18 protein-coding genes are annotated in these 21,271 nt (G+C 42.5%); 5 read left to right on the forward strand and 13 right to left on the reverse strand.

Annotation, left to right across the window (positions count from 1 at the left end; genetic code table 11):
* The first annotated feature begins 7 nt into the window (after positions 1-7).
* From BUA34_RS09410 to BUA34_RS09430, 5 genes are read left to right on the forward strand one after another with little or no spacing between them, the layout of a single operon-like run.
* Complete coding sequence (locus BUA34_RS09410) at positions 8-1,333, forward strand: hypothetical protein (RefSeq protein WP_072828718.1); 1,326 nt, start codon at positions 8-10, stop codon at positions 1,331-1,333.
* Positions 1,330-3,576, forward strand: a complete 2,247-nt coding sequence (locus BUA34_RS09415; RefSeq protein WP_254794410.1) for a hypothetical protein — start codon at positions 1,330-1,332, stop codon at positions 3,574-3,576. The genes BUA34_RS09410 and BUA34_RS09415 overlap by 4 nt, the downstream gene beginning before the upstream one ends.
* On the forward strand, positions 3,569-6,145 hold the full coding sequence (locus BUA34_RS09420) for a hypothetical protein (RefSeq protein ID WP_072828723.1): 2,577 nt from the start codon (positions 3,569-3,571) through the stop codon (positions 6,143-6,145). Before BUA34_RS09415 ends, BUA34_RS09420 begins: the two co-directional genes overlap by 8 nt.
* On the forward strand, positions 6,142-6,759 hold the full coding sequence (locus tag BUA34_RS09425) for a hypothetical protein (protein ID WP_072828724.1): 618 nt from the start codon (positions 6,142-6,144) through the stop codon (positions 6,757-6,759). Before BUA34_RS09420 ends, BUA34_RS09425 begins: the two co-directional genes overlap by 4 nt.
* A gap of 18 nt (positions 6,760-6,777) precedes the next feature.
* The gene (locus BUA34_RS09430) at positions 6,778-7,659 is read left to right on the forward strand and encodes a tRNA modification radical SAM protein MnmL/YtqA (protein ID WP_072828728.1); all 882 of its coding nucleotides are present in this window, start codon (positions 6,778-6,780) and stop codon (positions 7,657-7,659) included.
* Positions 7,660-7,708: 49 nt separating this feature from the next.
* Here the strand turns inward: BUA34_RS09430 and BUA34_RS09435 are convergent, their stop codons facing one another.
* The 13 genes from BUA34_RS09435 to BUA34_RS09495 all read right to left on the reverse strand — a co-directional run bounded on the left by BUA34_RS09435 (position 7,709) and on the right by BUA34_RS09495 (position 21,166).
* Positions 7,709-8,938, reverse strand: a complete 1,230-nt coding sequence (locus tag BUA34_RS09435) for a beta-ketoacyl-ACP synthase (RefSeq protein WP_072828731.1) — start codon at positions 8,936-8,938, stop codon at positions 7,709-7,711.
* The gene (gene fabG, locus BUA34_RS09440) at positions 8,935-9,663 is read right to left on the reverse strand and encodes a 3-oxoacyl-ACP reductase FabG (RefSeq protein WP_072828734.1); all 729 of its coding nucleotides are present in this window, start codon (positions 9,661-9,663) and stop codon (positions 8,935-8,937) included. Before fabG ends, BUA34_RS09435 begins: the two co-directional genes overlap by 4 nt.
* Before the next feature lie 15 nt (positions 9,664-9,678).
* On the reverse strand, positions 9,679-10,143 hold the full coding sequence (locus tag BUA34_RS09445) for a hotdog family protein (RefSeq protein ID WP_072828737.1): 465 nt from the start codon (positions 10,141-10,143) through the stop codon (positions 9,679-9,681).
* Positions 10,140-11,405, reverse strand: coding sequence for a beta-ketoacyl synthase N-terminal-like domain-containing protein (locus BUA34_RS09450; RefSeq protein ID WP_072828740.1), 1,266 nt, complete (start codon positions 11,403-11,405; stop codon positions 10,140-10,142). Before BUA34_RS09450 ends, BUA34_RS09445 begins: the two co-directional genes overlap by 4 nt.
* Before the next feature lie 21 nt (positions 11,406-11,426).
* The gene (locus BUA34_RS09455) at positions 11,427-13,724 is read right to left on the reverse strand and encodes an MMPL family transporter (protein WP_254794411.1); all 2,298 of its coding nucleotides are present in this window, start codon (positions 13,722-13,724) and stop codon (positions 11,427-11,429) included.
* 167 nt (positions 13,725-13,891) lie between these two features.
* Positions 13,892-14,542, reverse strand: coding sequence for a LolA family protein (locus tag BUA34_RS09460; RefSeq protein WP_072828745.1), 651 nt, complete (start codon positions 14,540-14,542; stop codon positions 13,892-13,894).
* 4 nt (positions 14,543-14,546) lie between these two features.
* Positions 14,547-14,984 (reverse strand): acyl-CoA thioesterase, encoded by a 438-nt coding sequence (locus BUA34_RS09465; protein WP_072828748.1) that lies wholly within the window; start codon positions 14,982-14,984, stop codon positions 14,547-14,549.
* Between the two features lie 16 nt (positions 14,985-15,000).
* Positions 15,001-16,527, reverse strand: a complete 1,527-nt coding sequence (gene hutH, locus BUA34_RS09470; RefSeq protein WP_072828752.1) for an HAL/PAL/TAL family ammonia-lyase — start codon at positions 16,525-16,527, stop codon at positions 15,001-15,003.
* A 14-nt stretch (positions 16,528-16,541) separates the two neighbouring features.
* Positions 16,542-17,495 carry an LpxL/LpxP family acyltransferase gene (locus tag BUA34_RS09475; protein ID WP_072828755.1) on the reverse strand — a complete coding sequence of 318 codons (954 nt, stop codon included), beginning with the start codon at positions 17,493-17,495 and terminating at the stop codon, positions 16,542-16,544.
* Between the two features lie 2 nt (positions 17,496-17,497).
* Entirely contained in the window at positions 17,498-18,247 is a 750-nt protein-coding gene (locus tag BUA34_RS09480) for a glycosyltransferase family 2 protein (RefSeq protein ID WP_083579763.1), read from the reverse strand.
* Entirely contained in the window at positions 18,240-20,630 is a 2,391-nt protein-coding gene (locus tag BUA34_RS09485; RefSeq protein ID WP_072828761.1) for an ApeI family dehydratase, read from the reverse strand. The genes BUA34_RS09480 and BUA34_RS09485 overlap by 8 nt, the downstream gene beginning before the upstream one ends.
* Positions 20,630-20,887 (reverse strand): acyl carrier protein, encoded by a 258-nt coding sequence (locus BUA34_RS09490; RefSeq protein WP_072828763.1) that lies wholly within the window; start codon positions 20,885-20,887, stop codon positions 20,630-20,632. The genes BUA34_RS09485 and BUA34_RS09490 overlap by 1 nt, the downstream gene beginning before the upstream one ends.
* A gap of 3 nt (positions 20,888-20,890) precedes the next feature.
* Positions 20,891-21,166: a phosphopantetheine-binding protein gene (locus BUA34_RS09495; protein ID WP_072828766.1), complete on the reverse strand. Its 276-nt coding sequence runs from the start codon at positions 21,164-21,166 to the stop codon at positions 20,891-20,893.
* Between the last annotated feature and the right edge of the window lie 105 nt (positions 21,167-21,271).

Consider the following 21,271-nt stretch of genomic DNA (forward strand, 5'->3'; position numbering starts at 1 on the left):
ATTAGTAATGTTGTTCTTGATTTTTGTTTTATTCGCCGCATGCTCTAGCGGCGATAGTTCCGGTATAACTCAGCCTGTAGACTTAAAACAATTCACCGTAGAAGTTTATTTGGAAAATCGAATCATTCCCGATTCCGTAAACATCACCATTTTTTCTAAAAACAATGTTATAGAAAAAACGGTTAAAACACGAAAACAATGTTTTAGCGGCTCTCCGTGTTTATTCGAAACCGCGCCTCTCCAATATGGTGAATATGCCAAAATTACAGCATTTACTCATGCCATCAGCGAAAACGACACGATGAAAATGGAATTTTCCAGTTTTGCGCCCATGAATGCGAATGTAACTAAACCATTGATAGATGACGGATCCCAAAACCCTGTATTGAACATCTATACTGCAACTGCATCAAAAGCGGTCGAATACTTTTTGCACGAAAAACAAATGTCGTACGAAGATGCAACGAAAAAAGCGTATGACAATATGAAAGATTTTGGAATTTCAGACCGAGAATTTGAAAGAGATAGATGTAGGCCAAACGTTTCTTCGATGAGTCCTATCCAAATCCCCTACGTTTATACACGCTATTTTATCTCTGATTCAGTATTTTACAGCGATTTCCTTGAATTGCAAGATGCAATTCGCGATGGAGAATGGGCTGATACATTATTCCGCGTGCGCGCTGCAGATGCTTTTGTTCGTACTTTTAAAAATTTGAAATGGAATAACGTTCCCGGAATGACATTTTACGGATATGATGATTACATTCCAGATTTTTGGGAATCGACTTACGGCATGGATGTCTGTAATGACAAATACATCGGAGATACTTTGGTTAATGCAAATCGCCGTAGTGAATTTTACGATAGCGTATTTGTATGTGCGGAGCGCATGAAACAGGGTTACATTAAATGGCAACATTGGAGAATCCGTGAACCCGAAGAAGAAAAAATGGGAATTTGTAACCCCAATGAATTAAGACCAGGAGAAATCAATATTTATAATCCTCAAGTCGCAGAAATGGATTCAATTATCTACACTTGTGGATTAGAAGGCTGGGAAAAGACAAATGATGTTAATATCATTCTTAAATACAGGCAAATTCCTTGTAATGTAGAAACAAACAGTAGAACCTACATTTATAATGATTCTCTTTATCTGTGCCACACCTTTACTTATTCCGACAAAGAATGGCCTACCGCATATTTATTCGGTCAACAACAGCAGACCTATTACGCATGGACTGGAGATAAAGATATCATCGATTCTGTTTACCCTGAAGGAGTCCCTGATTCTGCATTGCTGATAAATGTCGAGGGGTTATGGAAATGAATTTTAAATTATTGAAATTTGTTATTTTTGCTTATGCCATAATGCTTGCAGCATGTGGCTCTGATACCTATTACTCGGGACATTTTGAAGATGTAGATGACCGCTTTGGCCAACAACCCATAGCGATTGATACTAGCGCAAATGAAATTTTTGACGAGAGAATTGCGTTTGAAGGCCGGTTCAATTTGGTCTCTGTGCTAGAACCCGTAAAAATGAATATTTCTGCGTTGGATGAAAATTTCGAAAAAAAGGGAACCGTATCAGCGCGTATTGAAAGAAACCGACTTGAATTTACCTACAAAGCTCCTGAAATACATTTCCAAGAGCCTTTTGCCCAGATTGATTTTACATGCCGATTCAGGGATTCGAAAGACACAACAGAAATGCAATTTACGATTATTGCAAATTTGAAAGAAAAAGAATTTCAGAATATCGGCTTTTACCGCACCATTGAAAGCGCTTATATCAAAAAACTTTTGAAAAAGAATGAATCCTATAGTTTAGCGAAATTGCATACACGTCAAGCGATACACAATCTTTTGGATCCAGAATTAGAATATGAATACGGTATCGAAAATGCCCCGTATCAATTAGACACTCTCGAAGCGCTTGCATATAACTACTGCCTATTTTTCACATGGGATTCCACATTCTATAAGAACTTCAAAAAGCTCTCGCAAGCTGTAGGCGGTTCAAAAAAATGGGATGAAATTTTGTCCGTAGCCGAAGTATCGGAAAAGCTTTCTGACTATTACAAGCTTGAAGAATCCCGTTGCAACAAAGATGTTCTTGAAAAGCTCAAGAACGAACGCGATTTCACGGAACTTCGTTATAATGCTGCGGTGTGGATTGTACAAGGAAAGAAACCTTACAATTGCGAGACCAAACCGATTATAACCCCGCCGGATACACAAAGTTCTAGTAGCGTTGTTCCTAAAGACAGCTCTATTATAGATTCTGTTGTGGAAGCTTTGGGGAAATGTACGATTACCCGTAAATACGAAAAAGCCATGTTAAAAAAAGGCAGATACTATTCTTGCAATGGTAAAGAATGGCAAGGAATAAGCGCTCCCGAATACTTTGGCGATGTTTGTGAAGGTGGAGAAGTTGTACTTTATGACAATCAATATTTCATGTGCTTTAACACTGGTTACTGGAATCCTATACCAGAAGAAAAAATTCTCCCGCCGGTTAAAGCCTTTGAAAAATGTAGAAGTGGCCGAATTGTCGAAGTCGATAAAAAGTTCTACCGTTGCACCTATGTATGGGACCGCGAATGGAATGAAATATCAAAAGAAGGAACCGAACAATATAAAAAGAATGGAAAATTCTGCACGGATTCTACAGCAGGAATTACGGAAAAAGTAAACGACGAGTATTTTACTTGCAAATATTATTCGTGGAATAAGTTAGACAAATACGAAATAGAATTCTACAAACACGATACAGCGCATAAAGACGAATGTAACAATGGTAGCAAGGGAACAAAAATTTATTGGAACGATGTAACGCAAGTCTATTTTTATTGCGACCATAAATCCCGCAAATGGGATTACACTCGATTTAATGGAAGAGATGATTATGAATTAGATGCTTTTGACAAAGGTATATACCTAGACAGTTGTACAATACAAGCGACTAAAAATGAATTTACATATACGGTCAATCAAGTTATAAATTGGGCTGGTCGCTTTGAAATCGTCAATAGCACAGCCACAATGGATTCGCATACTTATGGTGCAAAATTTATTGACAAGGTCCCTTACCTTTCGAGCCTACGCGGCGATCAAACTATTTCGCTCAAGTCTTTGACTGATAAAAGCGATAGCTTTGACGACTTCATAAACCAATACGCACATTCCGAAAGTGCATATCCCGTCTATCTCATGCAGCTTACGCATGTCGGCAAGGATTCTTATATGAATTTTGAAAAAGCCGAAAAATTCTGCCCGAAGGGTTATCACCTCCCCGATACTAGTGGATTGCCAGAAAACTTTTTAAACGTATTTGGTGTAGACTCGACCGTAAATCATGATAGTCCTTTGTATGTACGCTACAATACGAAAACGTATCTCTATGACATTTATTGGACCTCTGTTTCCAAAGATGCAGATACGCAATATTGCCTTGAAATTCGCAAAGAAGATAAAGATAGCCCCAAGAGTCAAATAATCGAATGTCCTAAGGATTTGTATCCGGGCGTGCAAACTTTATGCTTTAAGGATGGGGATGAAAATGATTAGATTAATTTTGATAATTTGTTTAGGGATAATCCTTACGTCTTGCAGTGATGACAAGTCGACTACTTCTGCTATTCATTATATCGAAGGCAACGAGAATATAGAAAGCAGGTCGCTTACGCTTGAAGGTTCATTTAGCTTGAGTGCCAAAATCATTCCTGTAGATATCGACATTGATGTTATCGACCAGAATCTTGATTCTATAGCCACGGTAAAAGCGAAACTCGAACGCGAGCGTAATGGAAATATCGTTTTCAAAACGGATTATCAGGAATACACCTCGCCTATTGTGCGCATCAAGTACACATGTCTCTATAACGATTCGGCAAGCAAACTCAAAATTGATCTTGTGGAATATGTTGACATTGACAATAATGCAAAACCTGTACTCAACCTACCAATTGCTTTAGGAAGTAATCGTGTAAAGTATCTCGTTCAAGAAGATGGATTCTATTTGGCACGCGCTAAGGAAAAAGCGCTCCGTGAAATTTTTGAGCTGTTGGATTATTCGAAAAAGCAAAATATAGACTTTGAAAAAAATGAAAATGCTCAAGCGCTAACAGAACTAAATCGTCATCTCAATGCTCTTACTGTTGTAGATTTAAACGATAGCGCATTTTATAGGAACTTCAATTCATTGCGTTCTGCCGTGGGTAGTGGAAAAACATGGCGTGATGTACTTTCGGAATCTGAAATAGCAGATGTTACATTCTCTAAAGACATGAATGAACTTTATTCTGATTTATGGGAAAAATCCTTTGGCTTATCAAAATGCGACAGCGCCAATTACAAGAAAACAGTGAAAATTTCTAACAAGAATAGCATATACAATAATAAAACGTTCTTTTGCGACTATGAAAATAAAAAGTACAAGTGGCGACTCGAAGATGATTTTGAAGTCACCAATGGCGTATGTACCGCAGATCGAAAAGATACTGTCATCCACAATAACGTGGTCTACATTTGTAATACAGAAAAGAAAACTTGGAACGTAATGCTGGGGAATGAAGCTCTCCCCTATATGAATGCGGTTTGCAATAGAATATATGAAGGTTTCTTTGTCGATTACAATTCCACGAATTTTGCATGTGTCTATGAAAATGGAAAGTACTTATGGTCTGACAAAGTCACTGAGGATTATAAATGGCGTAATTCAATAGATGTTTATGTCAAGAATAAAGTGGGCTTATGCGATGGTGATAACAATCTTGGCAAATCAACTATCCTCAATAACAAATATTACATGTGCCGCGATAGCGTTTGGAAAGAAGTGGACAAATTCACGTATTACTTGGGTGATTGCGATAGATCAAGAAAAGATATCAAAGCCATGCATGATTCTTTAGGATATTACATATGCAATGAGAAATGGGTTGAAATTCCGATTCCTCAATATAATGGCGATATTTGCACTAAGGGGTATACAAAATACATCAAGAAATACGATGATATTTATTATATCTGCCGCGAAGGTTCAAGCTATTATTGGGATGTTGCTACAGAAAAAGAAATTCCTATTCCTGTAAAAAATGGACATTTTTGCGAAAAAGAAAATAATGGCGAAGTCGTTGAAATCGATAGTGTTGGATATCGATGCATATTCCCCTTATGGAAAGGGACTGAGGATTGCGAGCTTATAACTCATCGTGCGATAGAACGCAATAAATACCCCAAAGACTATTGCAAAAATGGTATAAATGGCACCTCTTTATTTTGGGATAAAGTCGAATCCCTATATTTTGGTTGCGTCGATGAATATACTGCAGCAAATTTTGGATGGGGACGAGTTGTATGGGAAGATATCAACAATTTCTTTATAAAAATTGATAATCCTGAAAAAATTACTGGTGGAACTCATGAAAACAACTTCTATGTCGTTGAAGTTGATGGATGGAAGCTGTATTTTGATTCACAAAACTCAAGAATGAACGGTAGTGTAAGTGTTCATTACTTGGAGTTAATCAAAGTGATTTCTCCAAAGGGCGAACCATACGAAGTTCGTGAACGCAATGGACGCACGTCTTTGCGCGCCGCAGAAGTTCCTGGCGATAGCACCATTCCGCTTGATAGCATCAAAAATAAAAGCGATTCTTTTGACAAATATTTTGCAAATTGGAAAAATAAAATCAAGGAATCGACAAAGTGCCCTGACCCTACCCTACTAGGATTCCAATGCGTCTCTAATTGGGAAGAATCTGACATTGAAATAAAATTCGATTATTACAATGAAAAGTCATACATGACTTTGGATCAGGCAAAAGCATTTTGTCCTGAAGGTTCACGAATTCCAAGCGCAGAGGAATTATCCCTCAATATTTATCCGAACGCGTTTTCGCATGAACGTTCAACATTCGTGCAACAGAAATTAGAAAATGGAACGAATGGAAAATTTGCGGCGAAATATATGCTTGTGTGGACAAGTACCGAAAAAGATGCAGATACGCAATATTGCCTCGAATATGTAAAAAATACAAGGGATAATAACATCGTTGCAAGTGGCATTGTCGAATGTCCTAAAGATCTCTATCCGATGGTTCAAGCATTCTGCATCAATGACGAGAGGAATCCATGATTAAGATTTTGAAAAATACGTTTCCGTTTTTAATGGCTTTATCAGTGCTTTTTTGGTGCGGCTGTGCAACCGATTATGAAATCGAAAAAGAAGCCCATGTTTGGCGTTTTTATGGGCTTGAAAATGATACAACGGCAATCGTCAAGGTCACTCTAGAGCAATGGGGTACAACTCATGATCATCACATCATGGGTTGGGATGATGATTTTCACAAAACTATAGATTTGAAATATTACACGACATCGATGAATTCGTATAAGATAAGCGTACGAAATAACGAAAGCAAAGGAGCTCTTGAAGAACTTGATTCTACAGATCAATACCGTCTGCGCATTGAAAAAGAAGACGATTATTCAACGGTTTGCGCTATTATACTGCAAGACAACAAAAAGAAAAATCTAGATACGCTCGAAATTGACCATTGTCCAAGAGAAAATTCCGCGGAATCGCCTAAATTCGTTGGTAGTTATTTGAAAATTGACAATTGCTTTTATAAGATTGAGAAAAATAAATTCCATAGCCAAAAACCGACTTACAAATTTCAGCATGTAGATTATAACATCAAGTTCACGAGAGCCGATGGCAGTTATATCATCTACGGTGGTGAACCTTAAAATACTATATTAGCGCTTATGCATTACAAACCTTATCGCGATTTACTTTTGGAACTTTTCCCCAATTACCTCAAGGTGAGGAAACTCCCGCTCAACGGCGGCATGACTTGCCCAAACCTCGATGGAACCAAGGGATTTTCGGGCTGTAGCTACTGCAATAATCGCAGCTTTAGCCCTGTTTTTGACGAGGCAAAAGTTTCGATTCAAGAACAACTCGAAAAGTTTGTTCCAAAGCTCCGTGACAAGTACCCGAATGCAGGCATCCTCGCCTATTTGCAACCGTACACGAATACACATGCTCCGCTTGAACACTTGAAGGGCATTATCGACCCTATTATCAAGCACAAGGAAATTGCAGGCCTTGCCATTGGCACGCGCCCAGACTGCCTTGAAAACGAAAAGATTGAATACCTTGCGGAACTCAACCGCAAAAAGCCGATTATCGTTGAAATCGGGCTCCAAACAGCAAATGACTTGACGCTTGCAGGCATCAATCGCCGTCACACGCTTGCCGAATTTGAGGATGCTGTGAAGCGTTGCCAAGCAGCAGGCCTCACCGTCACGACGCATGTGATTGTTGGACTTCCCGGCGAAAAGATGGAAGACTTTAAGCACACGGCACAAGTCGTTCACGATTTAAAACTTGCAGCTGTCAAGATTCATCCGCTCCACATTGTTGTGGGCACGGTCATGGCGCAGGATTACGCCAACGGCGAAGTCAAATTGCTTTCGTTCGAAGAATACTGCGAAGCCGTTGCCGAGATGATTAAGATCATCGGCAAGGATATTGCGATTGAACGATTTAGCGGAGAGAGCCCAAGCGAACTCTTAATCGCGCCCAATTGGTGCGGTGAACGCGACAAGATTATCGCGACCGTCGAAAAATTGCTTAGCGCATAATCAACAAACGAGATGGTGACCCCGGAACAAGTCCGGGGTGACAGAGCGATTAAACGCGTTTGAAAATGAGCGAAGTATTGATGCCGCCGAACGCAAAGTTGTTCGACATAACATACTCCGTATCCATTTCACGCCCGTTACCAGTGATGTAATCTAGCGGAGCACATTCCGGATCGACATTTTTCAAGTTCAAATTGGGACTGAACCAACCGCGATTCATCATGTTAATGCCGAGCCATGCTTCAATTCCGCCACATGCTCCAAGCGTATGGCCGATGTAACTCTTAAGGCTTGATATGGCTACCGGACGTTGCTTAAATGCATTAAATGTGGCCCAGCTTTCTGCGATATCTCCAAAATGAGTCGCTGTTCCGTGACCGTTCACATAGCCAATGGCATTCGGTGAAATTTGCGCATCATCAAGAGCAATTTCAAGAGATTTTTGCATGGTCTCTTTCTTGGGCTGCGTGATGTGTTCGCCATCCGTATTGTGCCCAAAGCCAACAAGTTCCGCATAAATATGCGCACCGCGAGCCTTCGCATGCTCGTATTCTTCGAGCACAAGCGTTCCCGCGCCCTCGCCGATAACAAGGCCGTCTCGGTCGCGATCGTACGGAGCAGGCGTAATTTCTGGAGAATCATTCTTGACGCTCGTTGCAAAAAGTGAGTCAAACACTGCCGTTTCTGTTGCAGCCAACTCTTCGGCACCGCCTGCAATCATTACATCTTGCATGCCATATTTAATCGCTTCGTAAGCATAACCAATCGAAAGGCTGCCGCTCGTACATGCGGTATTTGTCGTAATGAGTCGGCCGGTCAAACCAAAGAACAAGCTCACATTGACTGCCGTTGTTTGCGGCATCGACTGGATATACGTTGTTGCCGAAACTTTTGAGCAATCATAGGGCGGATTCTGCATGGAAACAAAATCGAGAAGCGGTCGCACACTCCCCATAGAAGAGCCATAAGCGACTCCTACACGACCCGATTTAAGGAGTTCTTTTTCGCTCACTAGCCCAGCCATTTGCATAGCCTTGTCTGCAGATGCTATAGCAAGCACGCCAACGCGCCCTGCACCACGAATCTTTTTGCGAGGATACTCCGGCAAATCATAGAGAATTGGGCCCGCCAGACGCGTGTTTATTTGTGCATACTTGTCCCAATCATCCATACGGACAATGTGATTTTTCAAAGTTTTGAGTTGCGCAAAAATTTCATCGAGTTCCATCCCTAAAGATGAAACGCAACTGCCTCCAGTAACAACTACGCGACGACTCACGCCAATCCCCCATTCACAGAGATGACCTGGCGAGTGATATACGCAGCGCCTTCGGAAAGCAAGAAGACAACCGTTGCAGCAACTTCTTCAGGTTTGCCAACGCGCTTCATTGGGATGGTCGGGAGAATCATGTCGAGCGGAGCATCCTTAATCATTTCCGTTTCAATTACTCCTGGAGCCACGCTATTCACGGTAATGTTACGGCTTGCAAGTTCTGTAGCAAGCGCTTTTGTTGCGCCAATAAGGCCAGCCTTGGATGCGCTATAGTTGACTTGCCCGCGATTTCCAATCACACCAGAAACAGAAGAAATCGTGATAATACGGCCTTTGCGCTTACGACACATTGGCATTACAATCGGATGAACAACATTGTAAAATCCGTTCAAATTTGTATTTAGGACTTTGTCCCAAAATTCATCGGTCATAGCCGGGAATGCGGCATCGGCACAGACGCCTGCATTCGTCACAACGCCATAGTACACGCCATTTTCGGCAATGTCTTTTTCAAGAACTTCTTTGCACTGTTCACGGTCGCAAATATTGAATTGAAGTGTACGGATTTTTCCACCATTGGCGCGAATACGTTCGGCAAGTTCATCTATCGAAGCGGAGTTCCTATTATAATGAGCTACAACGGTGTAACCTTCTTTCGCGACAGCTTCAGCAATGGCAAGACCTATTCCGCCACTTGCTCCAGTAATCAAGACTGACTTTTCATTTTCCATACCATACCTCAAAATTCAATTCAAAGAATTTTTAGAATCATCGACTTCAACCGTGTTGATCTTTGCGGTTACTGCAAGCGCGCCATTGACCATTGCAGAACCTTCAAATGTAACCGCATTATCCATACGAATATTTTCAATCACGTTGACAACGACTTTTTCACCAACTTTAAAAACAGGAACGTCTGCTTTAAAAGCACTCACGCTCATGATAAATCCGTTTTTGGGTTTTTCGCCTTTTGCACGCCCATGGATTCCTGACAACACAGAAACACTTTGCGCCATGTATTCAAAAGCAATCCAAATAGGCACTCCACCAAGTTCTTCTTCGTAAAACAGATTGTCGCGGGTAATATCGATTTCGGTCGTGATGGAATTTTCTTTCAAATTGTAATCGCGAACTCGATCGAGCAAAAACATTTTGCCCTTGTGAGGGACAAGTTCACTTACCGATTCTTTTGTATCAAAAACTTCTGTCATACACCACCATTTTCGACAATCAAGGACACGTTACAACCACCAAAGGCAAATGAATTACTCATGCAATATTTGAGATTCTTAGCCGTTTCGCCCGCTTTTACTAAATGCAACGGTGGAAGATTCGGATCGACTACGCCGTCAAATAAATGTGCTGGAAGAGGGTATTCGTGATTTCCAGTCATCGCAAGGCAACAGAATGCAAGTTCCAAAGCGCCTGCGGCTCCAAGCGTGTGTCCGGTTAGAGCCTTGGTTGAACTTACCGGGACACTTGCTGTTTCTGCTCCGATGGAATCTGCAAAAATTCGTTGGACGGCTCGACTTTCCATAGCATCGTTCAACTCAGTTCCTGTTCCATGCAAATTCACATAATCAATCTGAGAGGCGTTAAGGCCTGCATCTTCAAGCGCAGCCTTCATTGCCTGATAAGCGCCTTCCCCATCGGCACGTGGAGCAGTAATATGGTCGGCATCTGCACTTTCGCCAAAGCCAATAACTTTAAGATTCTCGCAATCAGCCATGCAAAGGTCTGCATCTGGGGTTCGCGTCACCACAAAGAATACTGCCGCATCACCAAGTGTAAGCCCGGAACGGTTTGCACTAAACGGATTCGTCGGCCTATCGCTCATCGCCTCAAGCGATGCAAAACCGAGAATCACCGAGAGAGAGGCGATATCGACACCGCCTACAATCGCCACATCGCAGTTGTCTGCATAAAGATTATTGCGCGCCGAGACAAAAGCACTCGCGCTAGATGCGCAAGCTGTAGAATGAACCGAAAGCATTCCCGTAATTCCATAGCGTTGCGCAATAAACTGTGCCGGGAAATCAGCACGCTGGTAATCGAGAACGTAACCTTCTGGGAATGAACCAGTTTCTTTAAACTGCTTGAGTGCTGCTAACGATGCTTCGGAACCATTATCACAGGAACCTATAAAAACACCAACGCGATTCGCACCATATTTTTCGACTGCTTTTTGAATGGTCTTCTCAATTCCCACCAAAGCCGCCTGAGAAAGCCGATTAACGCGATTATCAAATTTTTTCTCTTGAACAGGTGCAAGCGTAGCAGGGTCAATTGTTGCTGCAGGGCGCTGAACACCAGCCACGTCGTAAGTGGTAAAGCAACCACGTCGTCCATTCTTGAGTGCATCAAGAACTTGAACTTTATCACCACCTAGAATACAATAAAGGCTAAAATCATTAATGTACACCGGTTTTGAACGGCTTACGTGACTAGCCAATTTGTTTTTTTCGATTTCCATAGGCTACAACAATTTAGAATATTAACGTTTGGCGCTAAATGGCGAAATAAAGAAACAGCACGAAATGCCAAGCAGTACGGCAAGACCAAACGTATGAACAGGCACAAAGGCACTGCAAGCAAGACTACCAAACGAAATAATCGTTGTCATTGCCGAAAGCATAATCGCAAGCGCTGTCGTCAAGTTCGAGCGCCCACCTTCTCTAAAGAATAGCGCATAATCTATCCCGATGCCAAGCGTAAGAATCACTCCGACAATCGCAAAGAAATTGAAATCGATATTCATATAGCCAAAAATCGAAGCCGCAAAAAGACTAGCTAAGACAGGCGCACGAATAATCCGTATTGCATCTTTAAATTTATACACAATCACAAGAATCAAGAAAACAATCGCATAGGCAACACCAACAAGAGCAATCGAAACATGCGAAATTTTTGTAAGCGCATGATTGATGTTTTGCATTTTGTTCACCGCATAGACATTCGGCAAGCCCTCTGCAATCTTTTGTGCATCAAACTCATCGGACACATGAAGCGGAAGTACCGCGCTATAATATTTGTCCCCGATATGGCCAATCCAAAGCATTTGGAGAAGAAAACTCAATGATTGTGGAAAATCATTCTTTAAATCAACATCAACAAATCTATCGTTTTTGTCAATCTTTTCGAAATCAATAAAATCTTGTGATAAAAGTAAACTTTTAACAAAAATAGAATGGTTCTCCACGCCTATTTCCGTTAAATAATTCCTGACATTAGGTGCAAGCATTTGCGGAAATTCATTATTAATTAAAATCTCTGTCCATCGTTTTTTTATTCCAAAAGCCAGCTTTTCTAAATCCAAAATAGAACCAGCTTGAAACCTTCCTGACGGGATGATATTCGATACCGCCAAATACGATTTTACCAATCCTTCTTTTTCGGCCTGATTAAGGCGTTCTGTAAGCAGTTCTTCATTTTCTAAAAGGATGTGATCCTGTTTTCCTTCAACAATAAAATAAGACGGTGCAATACCCAAATTGTTTAGTTTCGAGGTCAAAGTTTCAGACGCTTTAATCTCATCATTCATCGTGTAAAAGTTGCCAATATCCGTATGAATATGGAGTTGTTTAAGCCCCGGAAGAAGCGCTAGGACAAAAAGCGCAAATATCAATCGGACGCCCCACTTGGGGAGTTTTGCATAAGCATTGAGGAATACTGTAGGTAATCGAGTCGGCAGATTTGCAGGCACTGATTGTGCTTCAGTTCCTTCACTAGAAACTATCGAATTTTCAAATACCGCATGGAACAATAGCGTTATCGTCAAGAACGCACTCAACAGACCCACAATCGAAAACACGGCCATTTGGCGCAACAATGAAAAATCAGCAAACGTAAGCGCGATATAGCTGAGTTCTGTTGTCAAGAAACCAAGCAAAAGCCCCTTGATAATACATGAACGTACATTTCGTACGCCTGCTTTTCTATGGACAAAAAAGTGAACCGCGTAATCAATACTCACGCCAATAATGCTTGTACCAAATACAAACGTAAAAACATGAACATTTCCAAAAACAAACCATGTAGATGCAAGCGCCGTAAAAATACCAACAGCAATCGTCGATAGCGTCGCTAGAATTGGAACCGGAGAACGGAATACGTATAAAAGCAACAACAAAATCAGCACAATCGATACGCCCGAAATCCAGGCAATTTCGGACTTCGCGCGATCAGAACTTTCAAAGCTGTGGAACGGGACACCCGATTTAGCCACAAGAAGCCCCGGCTGCGCCATTTTCAAGGAATCAAGCACATGATTCATTCGAGCAATAATATGCTCTTCAGACGAAAACGCAGAGACATTTTTGGAGAGGACAGCATTCCACATTACATAAGTAGCATTGGAATCTGTCGCATAAAGTACGCTATCGCGAAGAACAAAGCGGCTCAATGACATCGGAGAATTCTGCACAAAATTTTCGAATGCCGCATCCCCCAGCAAAAATGGATCTTCATCAAGATGATTCAAGTCCGTCATGGAAAATGAACCATAGATTTTTTGGAGAGCCCTATTCTTTAATGATTCAAAATCGCCTTTTGCAAACATTTCACGAATAGTTTTCCCCTGCAATGTATAACGATGCTTAAAGAAAAACTCACGCATTTCATTCATTGCGTTTTCGTTTACAAAAAGTCGAGTTTCTTCAAATGAAGAATCTTCTTTAAACATGCGATCCAACGCAACCGCAGCACTGCGCGCAACCTCGAAATCTTCATGCCCGACAAGAACCGTAATATTTCGCACAGTTCGGGAACTGAGCTCTTTTTCAGCTTCGCTCACATTCTTAATTTCATTGGAATCCGGCAGAATCGAATACAAGTCGGAATCCATCTTCCACGGAACAGAAAGACCGAGAATAATCAAGATGGCGTGAATGGCCACCCACAGAATAATTCCCGTTTTTGCACTCAATCGTATTCCGTTAAAGAACTTCATAAAAATTCGTGTTACGGCGTAGAAATTTCACGCTTTTGCAGTTTCTTTCCTACAGTCTTGTAATTCAAAAATTCAAGCATTACTGGCGTTTTATCACCATCTGTTATAGTGACTTTGTCAATATTATTGCATGCTTCAATTATAACATTATCAATAACCATGCGGACCATTCCATCACGCGGAACAAGTCCCATTACAAAGCCGCAGGATTTTTTTTCGTAGAATATTTGGAATTTAGATTCCAGTTCTGATATTTTCCCTGAAAAAAACGATTGGATATTTCTAGATAAATCTGTAAAAATAGGATTGTCTTTGGGCAATAGCATGCGCGACTGGCCGCTAGAATCGCGTTCGAAAATTCCGCCATTATTAAGCGCCAATTCCGAAAAAATAGGCTTTTGCGTTTTCCAAATAATGCCATTCTTTTTAGAAACCATGAATGTTCCGGTCGATACAAACTTGCGTTTTTTTTGAGGGATGATTTTGGTTTGTTTAAAATCACCAGAAGCAACTTCGTAATCCATGACTTTTGCCAAAGCTCTTTCTAATTCCGGCTTTGACTTTTTATTCACCGGATGACGCAAGACATCAGCGAATGTCACTCCACATCCCAAAATTACACATAAAATTATAATGCAAATATTCCCTTTAAACATTGTCATAACATCACCTTACCGTTTCCTTCGCTAAAAGAGCCTTCACCTTATCCACGAAACATGGCGGGCAAGCCCAAAGCGAATCCTTTGTTTTCATATCAACAGCCATTTGTGTACTTTCTGCTTTCGTAAGCACGACTCCCGTTTCTGCATCCATAAACTTGTACGAGAGTTTCATGCAGACTTCGTATTCCATCAGCGTCACTTCGGCACGAATCTTCTGCATAAAAATCATCGGACGTACATATTTAATATGCAAATCTACAACCGGCCAGGTGTAACCGCTACGCGTCATTTCGTTGTAATCATACCCAATTTTACGTAAAAGAGCACAACGGGCAACTTCCATGTACTTTACATAATTGCCGTGCCACGCCACCTGCATAGAATCGACATCGTAAAATTCAACTTGGAATTCGATCGTTTCCTTAATTTTTTTCACAGCCATGCGAATTTAAGTCCTTTTATACAGCGTAAAATTTCTGGCGAATCAGCTCCAGCGTATTGCGCAAGTCCTTTTCAAGTTGACGGTCACATTCAAGCGGGGCAAACTTGGAAAATACCTGATCGTAAGTCTCTTGAAGATTTTTGAGGCGGTCTTCCGAAATTTCATTGCGATCCAAGCGGATTCGCAAAGCCTGAGCCGAAGCCAAAAGCGTTGCTGCCGTTACTTGTTCCGTAAGCTCCAAAATGCGAATGCAGTCACGAGCCGCAATCGTCCCCATGCTGACCTTGTCCTGGTTGTGGCATTCCGTCGAACGGCTAAACACGCTCATCGGCATCGTCAAATGCAAAGCTTCTGCCGTCCATGCAGAAACGCCTATCTGCACCGCCTTAAAGCCGTGATTGATATCGTAATCGCCCTTGCTACCCGCAAGATTCGGCGGTAAGTTTCGATTAAACTTGATATCGACAATCATAGCGAGCTGACGATCAAGAAGATCCGCAACATTGGCCACCATATTCTTGAGCGTATCCATCGCAAGGCAAATATGCCCGCCATAGAAATGCCCACCATGGAAAATATTCTTTGTGAACGGATCTACAATCGGATTGTCATTGGCACTGTTGAGTTCAATTTCAATCAGTTGGCGCAAGAATGCGCTAGAATCATAGAAAAGTCCAATCACATGCGGAGCGCAACGCAGAGAATACGGGTCCTGGATTTTCTCGGGAACCACATTCTTCGCCACATCGAGATTCAAGGCTTCACGAATTTTCTTTGCAGCCAAGCCCAATCCCGGATGCGGTTTAGCCTCGAATAAGCGTTCGTAATAGTGATACGCATTCCCCTTCATAGCAACCGTAATCATCGCCGTAATTCGGCAAGCAAGGTCGCACAAGTATTCAGCGCGCGAAAACGCCATGCATGCAACTGCATTCATCGCAGCCGTTCCATTCATAATGGCAATCGCTTCTTTAGGGCGGAACTTGTGGGGCGCAATATTCAATTCCTTCATCACATCCAAAGAAGGCCTACGTTCACCCTTGTACATCACATCGCGTTCGCCGATGACTGCACCAGCCAAATATGAAAGCGGAGTCAAGTCACCACTTGCCCCTACAGAGCCCTCCTGCGGAATCAGCGGCAAAATATCGTTCTGCAAGAACTGCGTAATGATTTTCAAAAGTGCATAGCTCACGCCCGAGAAACCCTGCGCAAGCGTATTCAAGCGCACCGCCATAATTGCACGGGTCGTCTCCGCATCAAAGTAATCACCGAGACCACAACCATGGAATCGCGTCAAGTTGATCGGAAGTTGGCTGTAATGTTCCGGCGGCAACACCTGCGTGCAGGAATCGCCATATCCCGTTGTCACGCCATAAATGCCACCATGTTCTGCAAGCGCTTCGTCCAAGAATTCTGCACCAGAATCAATCTTTCTCTGAAATTCCGCAGAACTGTCTAGTTCCACCGCGACTTGCTTTTTCGCAATCGCAACAACATCTTCAATCGAGAGCTTACCGCTTCCAATAACGACGGTTTTCATTTAATTGTTCTCCACTATTTTTCTAACCTGTCCCAAAAATTGTAGAAATTGTACCACTGATAAGGATGTTCTTTACACAGCCTTTCCAACAGCTCAGTGTATTCCTGCAAAAGCTTTTTCAAGCGCGCAGGGCGTTCCTTGCGCAAGCAGTCCAGATTCGTCTTGGCACGCACCACGTGCATTTCGTAAGGCGAACGGATATTAAAGTCATGTTTGCGAATCGCAAATACAAAGTAAACGGGAGCATTCAAAATGCCCGCCAGCGAAAAAGCGCCTTCCGGGAAATTCGCAGTCTCACCCAAGAACGTTGTTTCGAGTACACGATTTCGCGTATGAGCAGATGTACGATCTCCCGCAATCACCACAAGATTTCCATCTGCAATTTTCTCTTTCATCCAAATGGCAGAATCCACATCAATGGAATTGGCATCAATTACATTTTCCATCAATTCCGGATTCAGTTCACGCAAAAGCGCATTGAACTTTTTCGATCCCGACAAATCGACTACCGGAAAAACCTGAAACTTTCTTGATGTATGGAATTCGCCATATTCCGTGAGCGAACGGAGCATTTCCATATTGCCCAGATGCGAACAAAGCAGAAAAGCACCCTGCCCTTGATTCATTTGCGAAACGAGCATTTGCAAATCGTCATTTTGCGATTCAATCTGATTGAGCTTGATAGCGCCCTTCCAGCCTCGTAACTTTTCGACCATCGAAAGAGCAAACGAAAGAATGTGCTTATACGTTCCAAACGCACCTGCGCGCACGCCTAATTTTCGCAAATGTTCAAGATAAATTTTCGAACGCGCACGAACAGGTGCCGCCCCGAGCCAAAAAAAGAAACATATTACAGCCGTACAGAATTCAACAAGAAAAAGTGGCAAATGGCACACTATCCAAAGCATAAAACGGAAATGCCAAACACTTCCGCCAACTTCTTCGATTTCGGACCAATGCTTGCTCATAACTATTTCTTTTTAAACAAGCGACGGGACAAAAGTAAAGGGAGCCTAAAGAGCATACCAACGCAAAGCATCGTATGTGTCATTGAAATTACAACGTTGTCATGGAACATTCTAAAGTTCGAAACACCGTCTTTCGGGTAATTCACCTTCACCGGGAAAAAACGCATCTGCACGCCAGCCCACGCAAGTCGAACGATAATTTCGATATCAACACCCATGCGCTTGTTATGCAAACGCTTCATCACTGGCCAAGACGTTTTGAGCGGATACACACGAAAACCGCACATGGCATCGAGAATTTTGAGCGAAAGCGTTTCAATTGCCACCCAAAAATTCGTAATCTTACGGCCCTGTTCTCGAGCCTTGGGCACAGATTCGTCGTATTCTGGATAACCGCAAATCAAGTCTTCTGGATGTTCCTTCGTCTCGTTTATAAAAAACGGGATTGCATTCATATCGTGCTGGCCGTCGGCATCGACTTGCAAAGCGTGCGTAAAGCCCGCCACAACCGCTGCTTCCATGCCAGTTCGCATAGCCGCACCTTTGCCGAGATTGCATTTATGCGTCACAAGTTCGACATTCGCAAATTCTTTTGCAATTTCAAAAAGAACTTGGTGACCTTCGGGCGTATTGCCATCGTCAATGAGAATCACGGGAATGTTCAAATCGACAAGCGATTTCACGACATGGCGCGACGCTTTTTCGTGGCGATAAACAGGCACGATGGCACAAACTTTTACCGTGTTATCCACGATTTTGGCCCTCGCCTACGTTACCGGTTGAAACGTCCATCATCAATGATCCATTAGAATACGAAGTTTCGCCATCAACGCTCGTGTATGCGAACGTCACCTTGCCAGCTTCCGCATCGTACGTGATTTTCACCATTACAGGAACGTCCGGCAAAATGGGATTTGCAAAACGCGTACGATTCATTTTCGAAAGATTCTTGGGCACGTCCAAGAAGTTCCGCGCAAGACGCAAAACCATATCCACTTGTACCACCGCAGGCAATAATTTGAAATCCGGGAAATGTCCGTCAAAGTAATCGCTCGTCGCTGGGAACAAAAGCTTAGCGGTCAATGCACCCGGTTCACGGCGGAACTTGAGAATCTTGAAGTTCGGACTTTCGGCAAGGCCAAACAGCGCCTGGATATCGCGCATGCGAATCTTGCCTTCCGTATTCTGCGGAAGTTCTTCAAGATAGCGCCACTTCTTCGGTGAAACCGTATTCTCGATAAATTTGAGCAAGTAATCGTGGAAATAATTATTGATCGCAAGTTTCGGCGAGCCCGCAAACTTTGTGCGTCCAACTTCGTTCAGCACAATTGCAGCGGCTAGGTATTGGCGTTTACCCACCATCGGCACCACGCGCACATCTTGCACCAACCCAGTCTGCTTCAAGCGCATTTCCACTTCCGGGAGCGAGATGCGTTTTTCTTCAATCTTCACAATCGAATCCGAACGGCCCTTGAGCAAGAATCGACCGTCGTCATAAAGGTCCACCAAGTCACCTGTCGTAAAGCCTTCGGGTTCTAGAATATAACTCGACTTGATGTTCAGGCAACCGTTTTCGGCAACGCTCATCTTGCAAACTTCAAACGGAGTCCACACCGGTCCATTCTTGGATTGCCTATACGCAATGCCACCCGTCTCGGTACTGCCGTAAATTTCCATCGTCCAAAATCCCGTCAGTTCACAGGCCTTGCGAGCCACCTCTTCGGGCAACGGACCTCCGGACGAATAAATAATCGGAGGACATTTAAAGTCAATCGGCTTATCCGTTTCTGCAGATAAACGTTTCAAGAACGCAGGGCTCGAAGCGATTACCGCGGCTTCCCCTGCAATATTTGCTAGTTCTGTCGGAAAATCAATACGATGCCTGCGGAACGGAAGCCCAGTCGCAATCGGCAAGAGCGCCGTAAACAACAAGCCGTAAATATGGTGGTGGTTGACCGTGCTATAAACCTTGCGGTTGACCCAGTCATTTCCAAAGACTTTCACAAGTTCGAAAAGTTCATTTTCAAATTGCAAAAAGCGCTTGTACACAGCCTTCGGTTCACCCGTCGTACCCGACGTGTACATCACCATCTCGGCTTTGGACTTGTCAAACTTGCCGAACTTGATTTCGCGAGCTTTGTCACCATCCGAACAATGCGCATTTTCATTACCAAGCACATCCTGGATCAAAGTCGCCGGCATTTCGTTCACGCCAGCAACACTACCAGCAAACGGTTCATCCGTCAAGAACCCATATTCCGGCTTCTTGATTTCCTTGATAAATGCTTCTTGGCGATTTGCAGTTACAAGCGCTTTGCGCCCGCTTTGAAGCATCGCCAGCAAAGCCACCGTAAAGTAATACGAATCTTCGCAATGTAAAATCCACGGCGTATTTTCACGCGCTTCCAAATAATATCTCACCTTGGATACATCGCTTACAAAATCGGCCCAAGTCTTATTTCCGGCATCACCTTCACCAGAACTAAAACTGACAAGCGCGCCACTTGGACGGGAATCCAATTCCAAATCACATACAGGAATGTAAGACTGCATTTTACACTGCATCATTTTTCGAACCAAATATTCCATAGTAAAGAAAATCCCGATTAAAATGTAAGAAATAAGCCCGTTGTACAACGACCAAATTTTATCGGAACCTACGAAAACTGTAAATGCAGCGATAGAACCGTTCACAATGAAAAAGATGCACCAAGCAATTGTCACTTTTCGGCAATATTCTTCCACCGCTTTAAACGAAGGCGATTTTTCCAAGGTCTTGTCATGAAGAGTTGCCATGCGGAAGGCAAAACTGGGTGGTCTCCACAACGTAAAACCAAAGAACGAGAGCAAGCTCAAGTTCACAAGCACAGGGTAAAACTTGACAAATAAAATGTTATTTGCAAAAAAAGCGACCGTTGCGCATACCAAAATCAGCGCAACAAAAGCCCCCGTCCGCCCACGCTCCGCATGGGTTTTGCTTTGCGTAAAATTCAAGAAATGGTAAAAAGCAAGCGCTAAAAGCATAATGCTTAAGCGCCGTGGAGAAAGTCCCCAGTAATTAAGCCCGCAATAGACAATTACCGGATACAAAACAGAAATCGCGGTAAAGAGAATCTTTCCCGCCATAGGTTTCATTACCTATTTTCCGAATTTTGGACAAGATTATAAACACCATCGACCACGTTTTGAAGAGTGCGCATTTTTTTGAATGATTCCGGGTCAATGTTTCTCGGCAAAAACGACTTCAACTTGACAATCAAATCTACGGCATCGATACTATCGAGTTCCAAATCCTCGTAAAGTCGAGCTTCTGGGACAATGCGCTCCTCTTCCAAGTCGAAATCTTCAATAAGGGCTGCCTTAATCTTTTCGAAAATGACTTGTTTGTCCATGAATTAGCCCTTAGAGTTTGCAGAAATGTAATCTGCAAGTGCATTTACCGATGCAAAATGCTTCTTGGTTTCTTCCTTAACAGTAGAGAACGTAACGCCAAAATTTTCCTTAATGGCAATGCCCAATTCCAAAGCATCAATTGAATCAAGCCCAAGCCCTTCGCCAGCTTCGTTCTTTCCAAAAATCGGAGCAGAATCTACAATATCGGCAGGCGTGATATCTTCAAGTTCAAGGGATTCAATAATGACTTCCTTAATACGGGTATTCAAATCGGACATTTTACTAGCGACCTCAATCAAGGTTTATTTTCTTGAATAGGCAATATAGAAAAATAATTTTATATTAATGTTGCTTTATTCTTTCATGATTTCGCTACAGAGATA

It is taken from the genome of Fibrobacter sp. UWB12, from assembly GCF_900142485.1.
In the GTDB taxonomy this organism is placed as follows: domain Bacteria; phylum Fibrobacterota; class Fibrobacteria; order Fibrobacterales; family Fibrobacteraceae; genus Fibrobacter.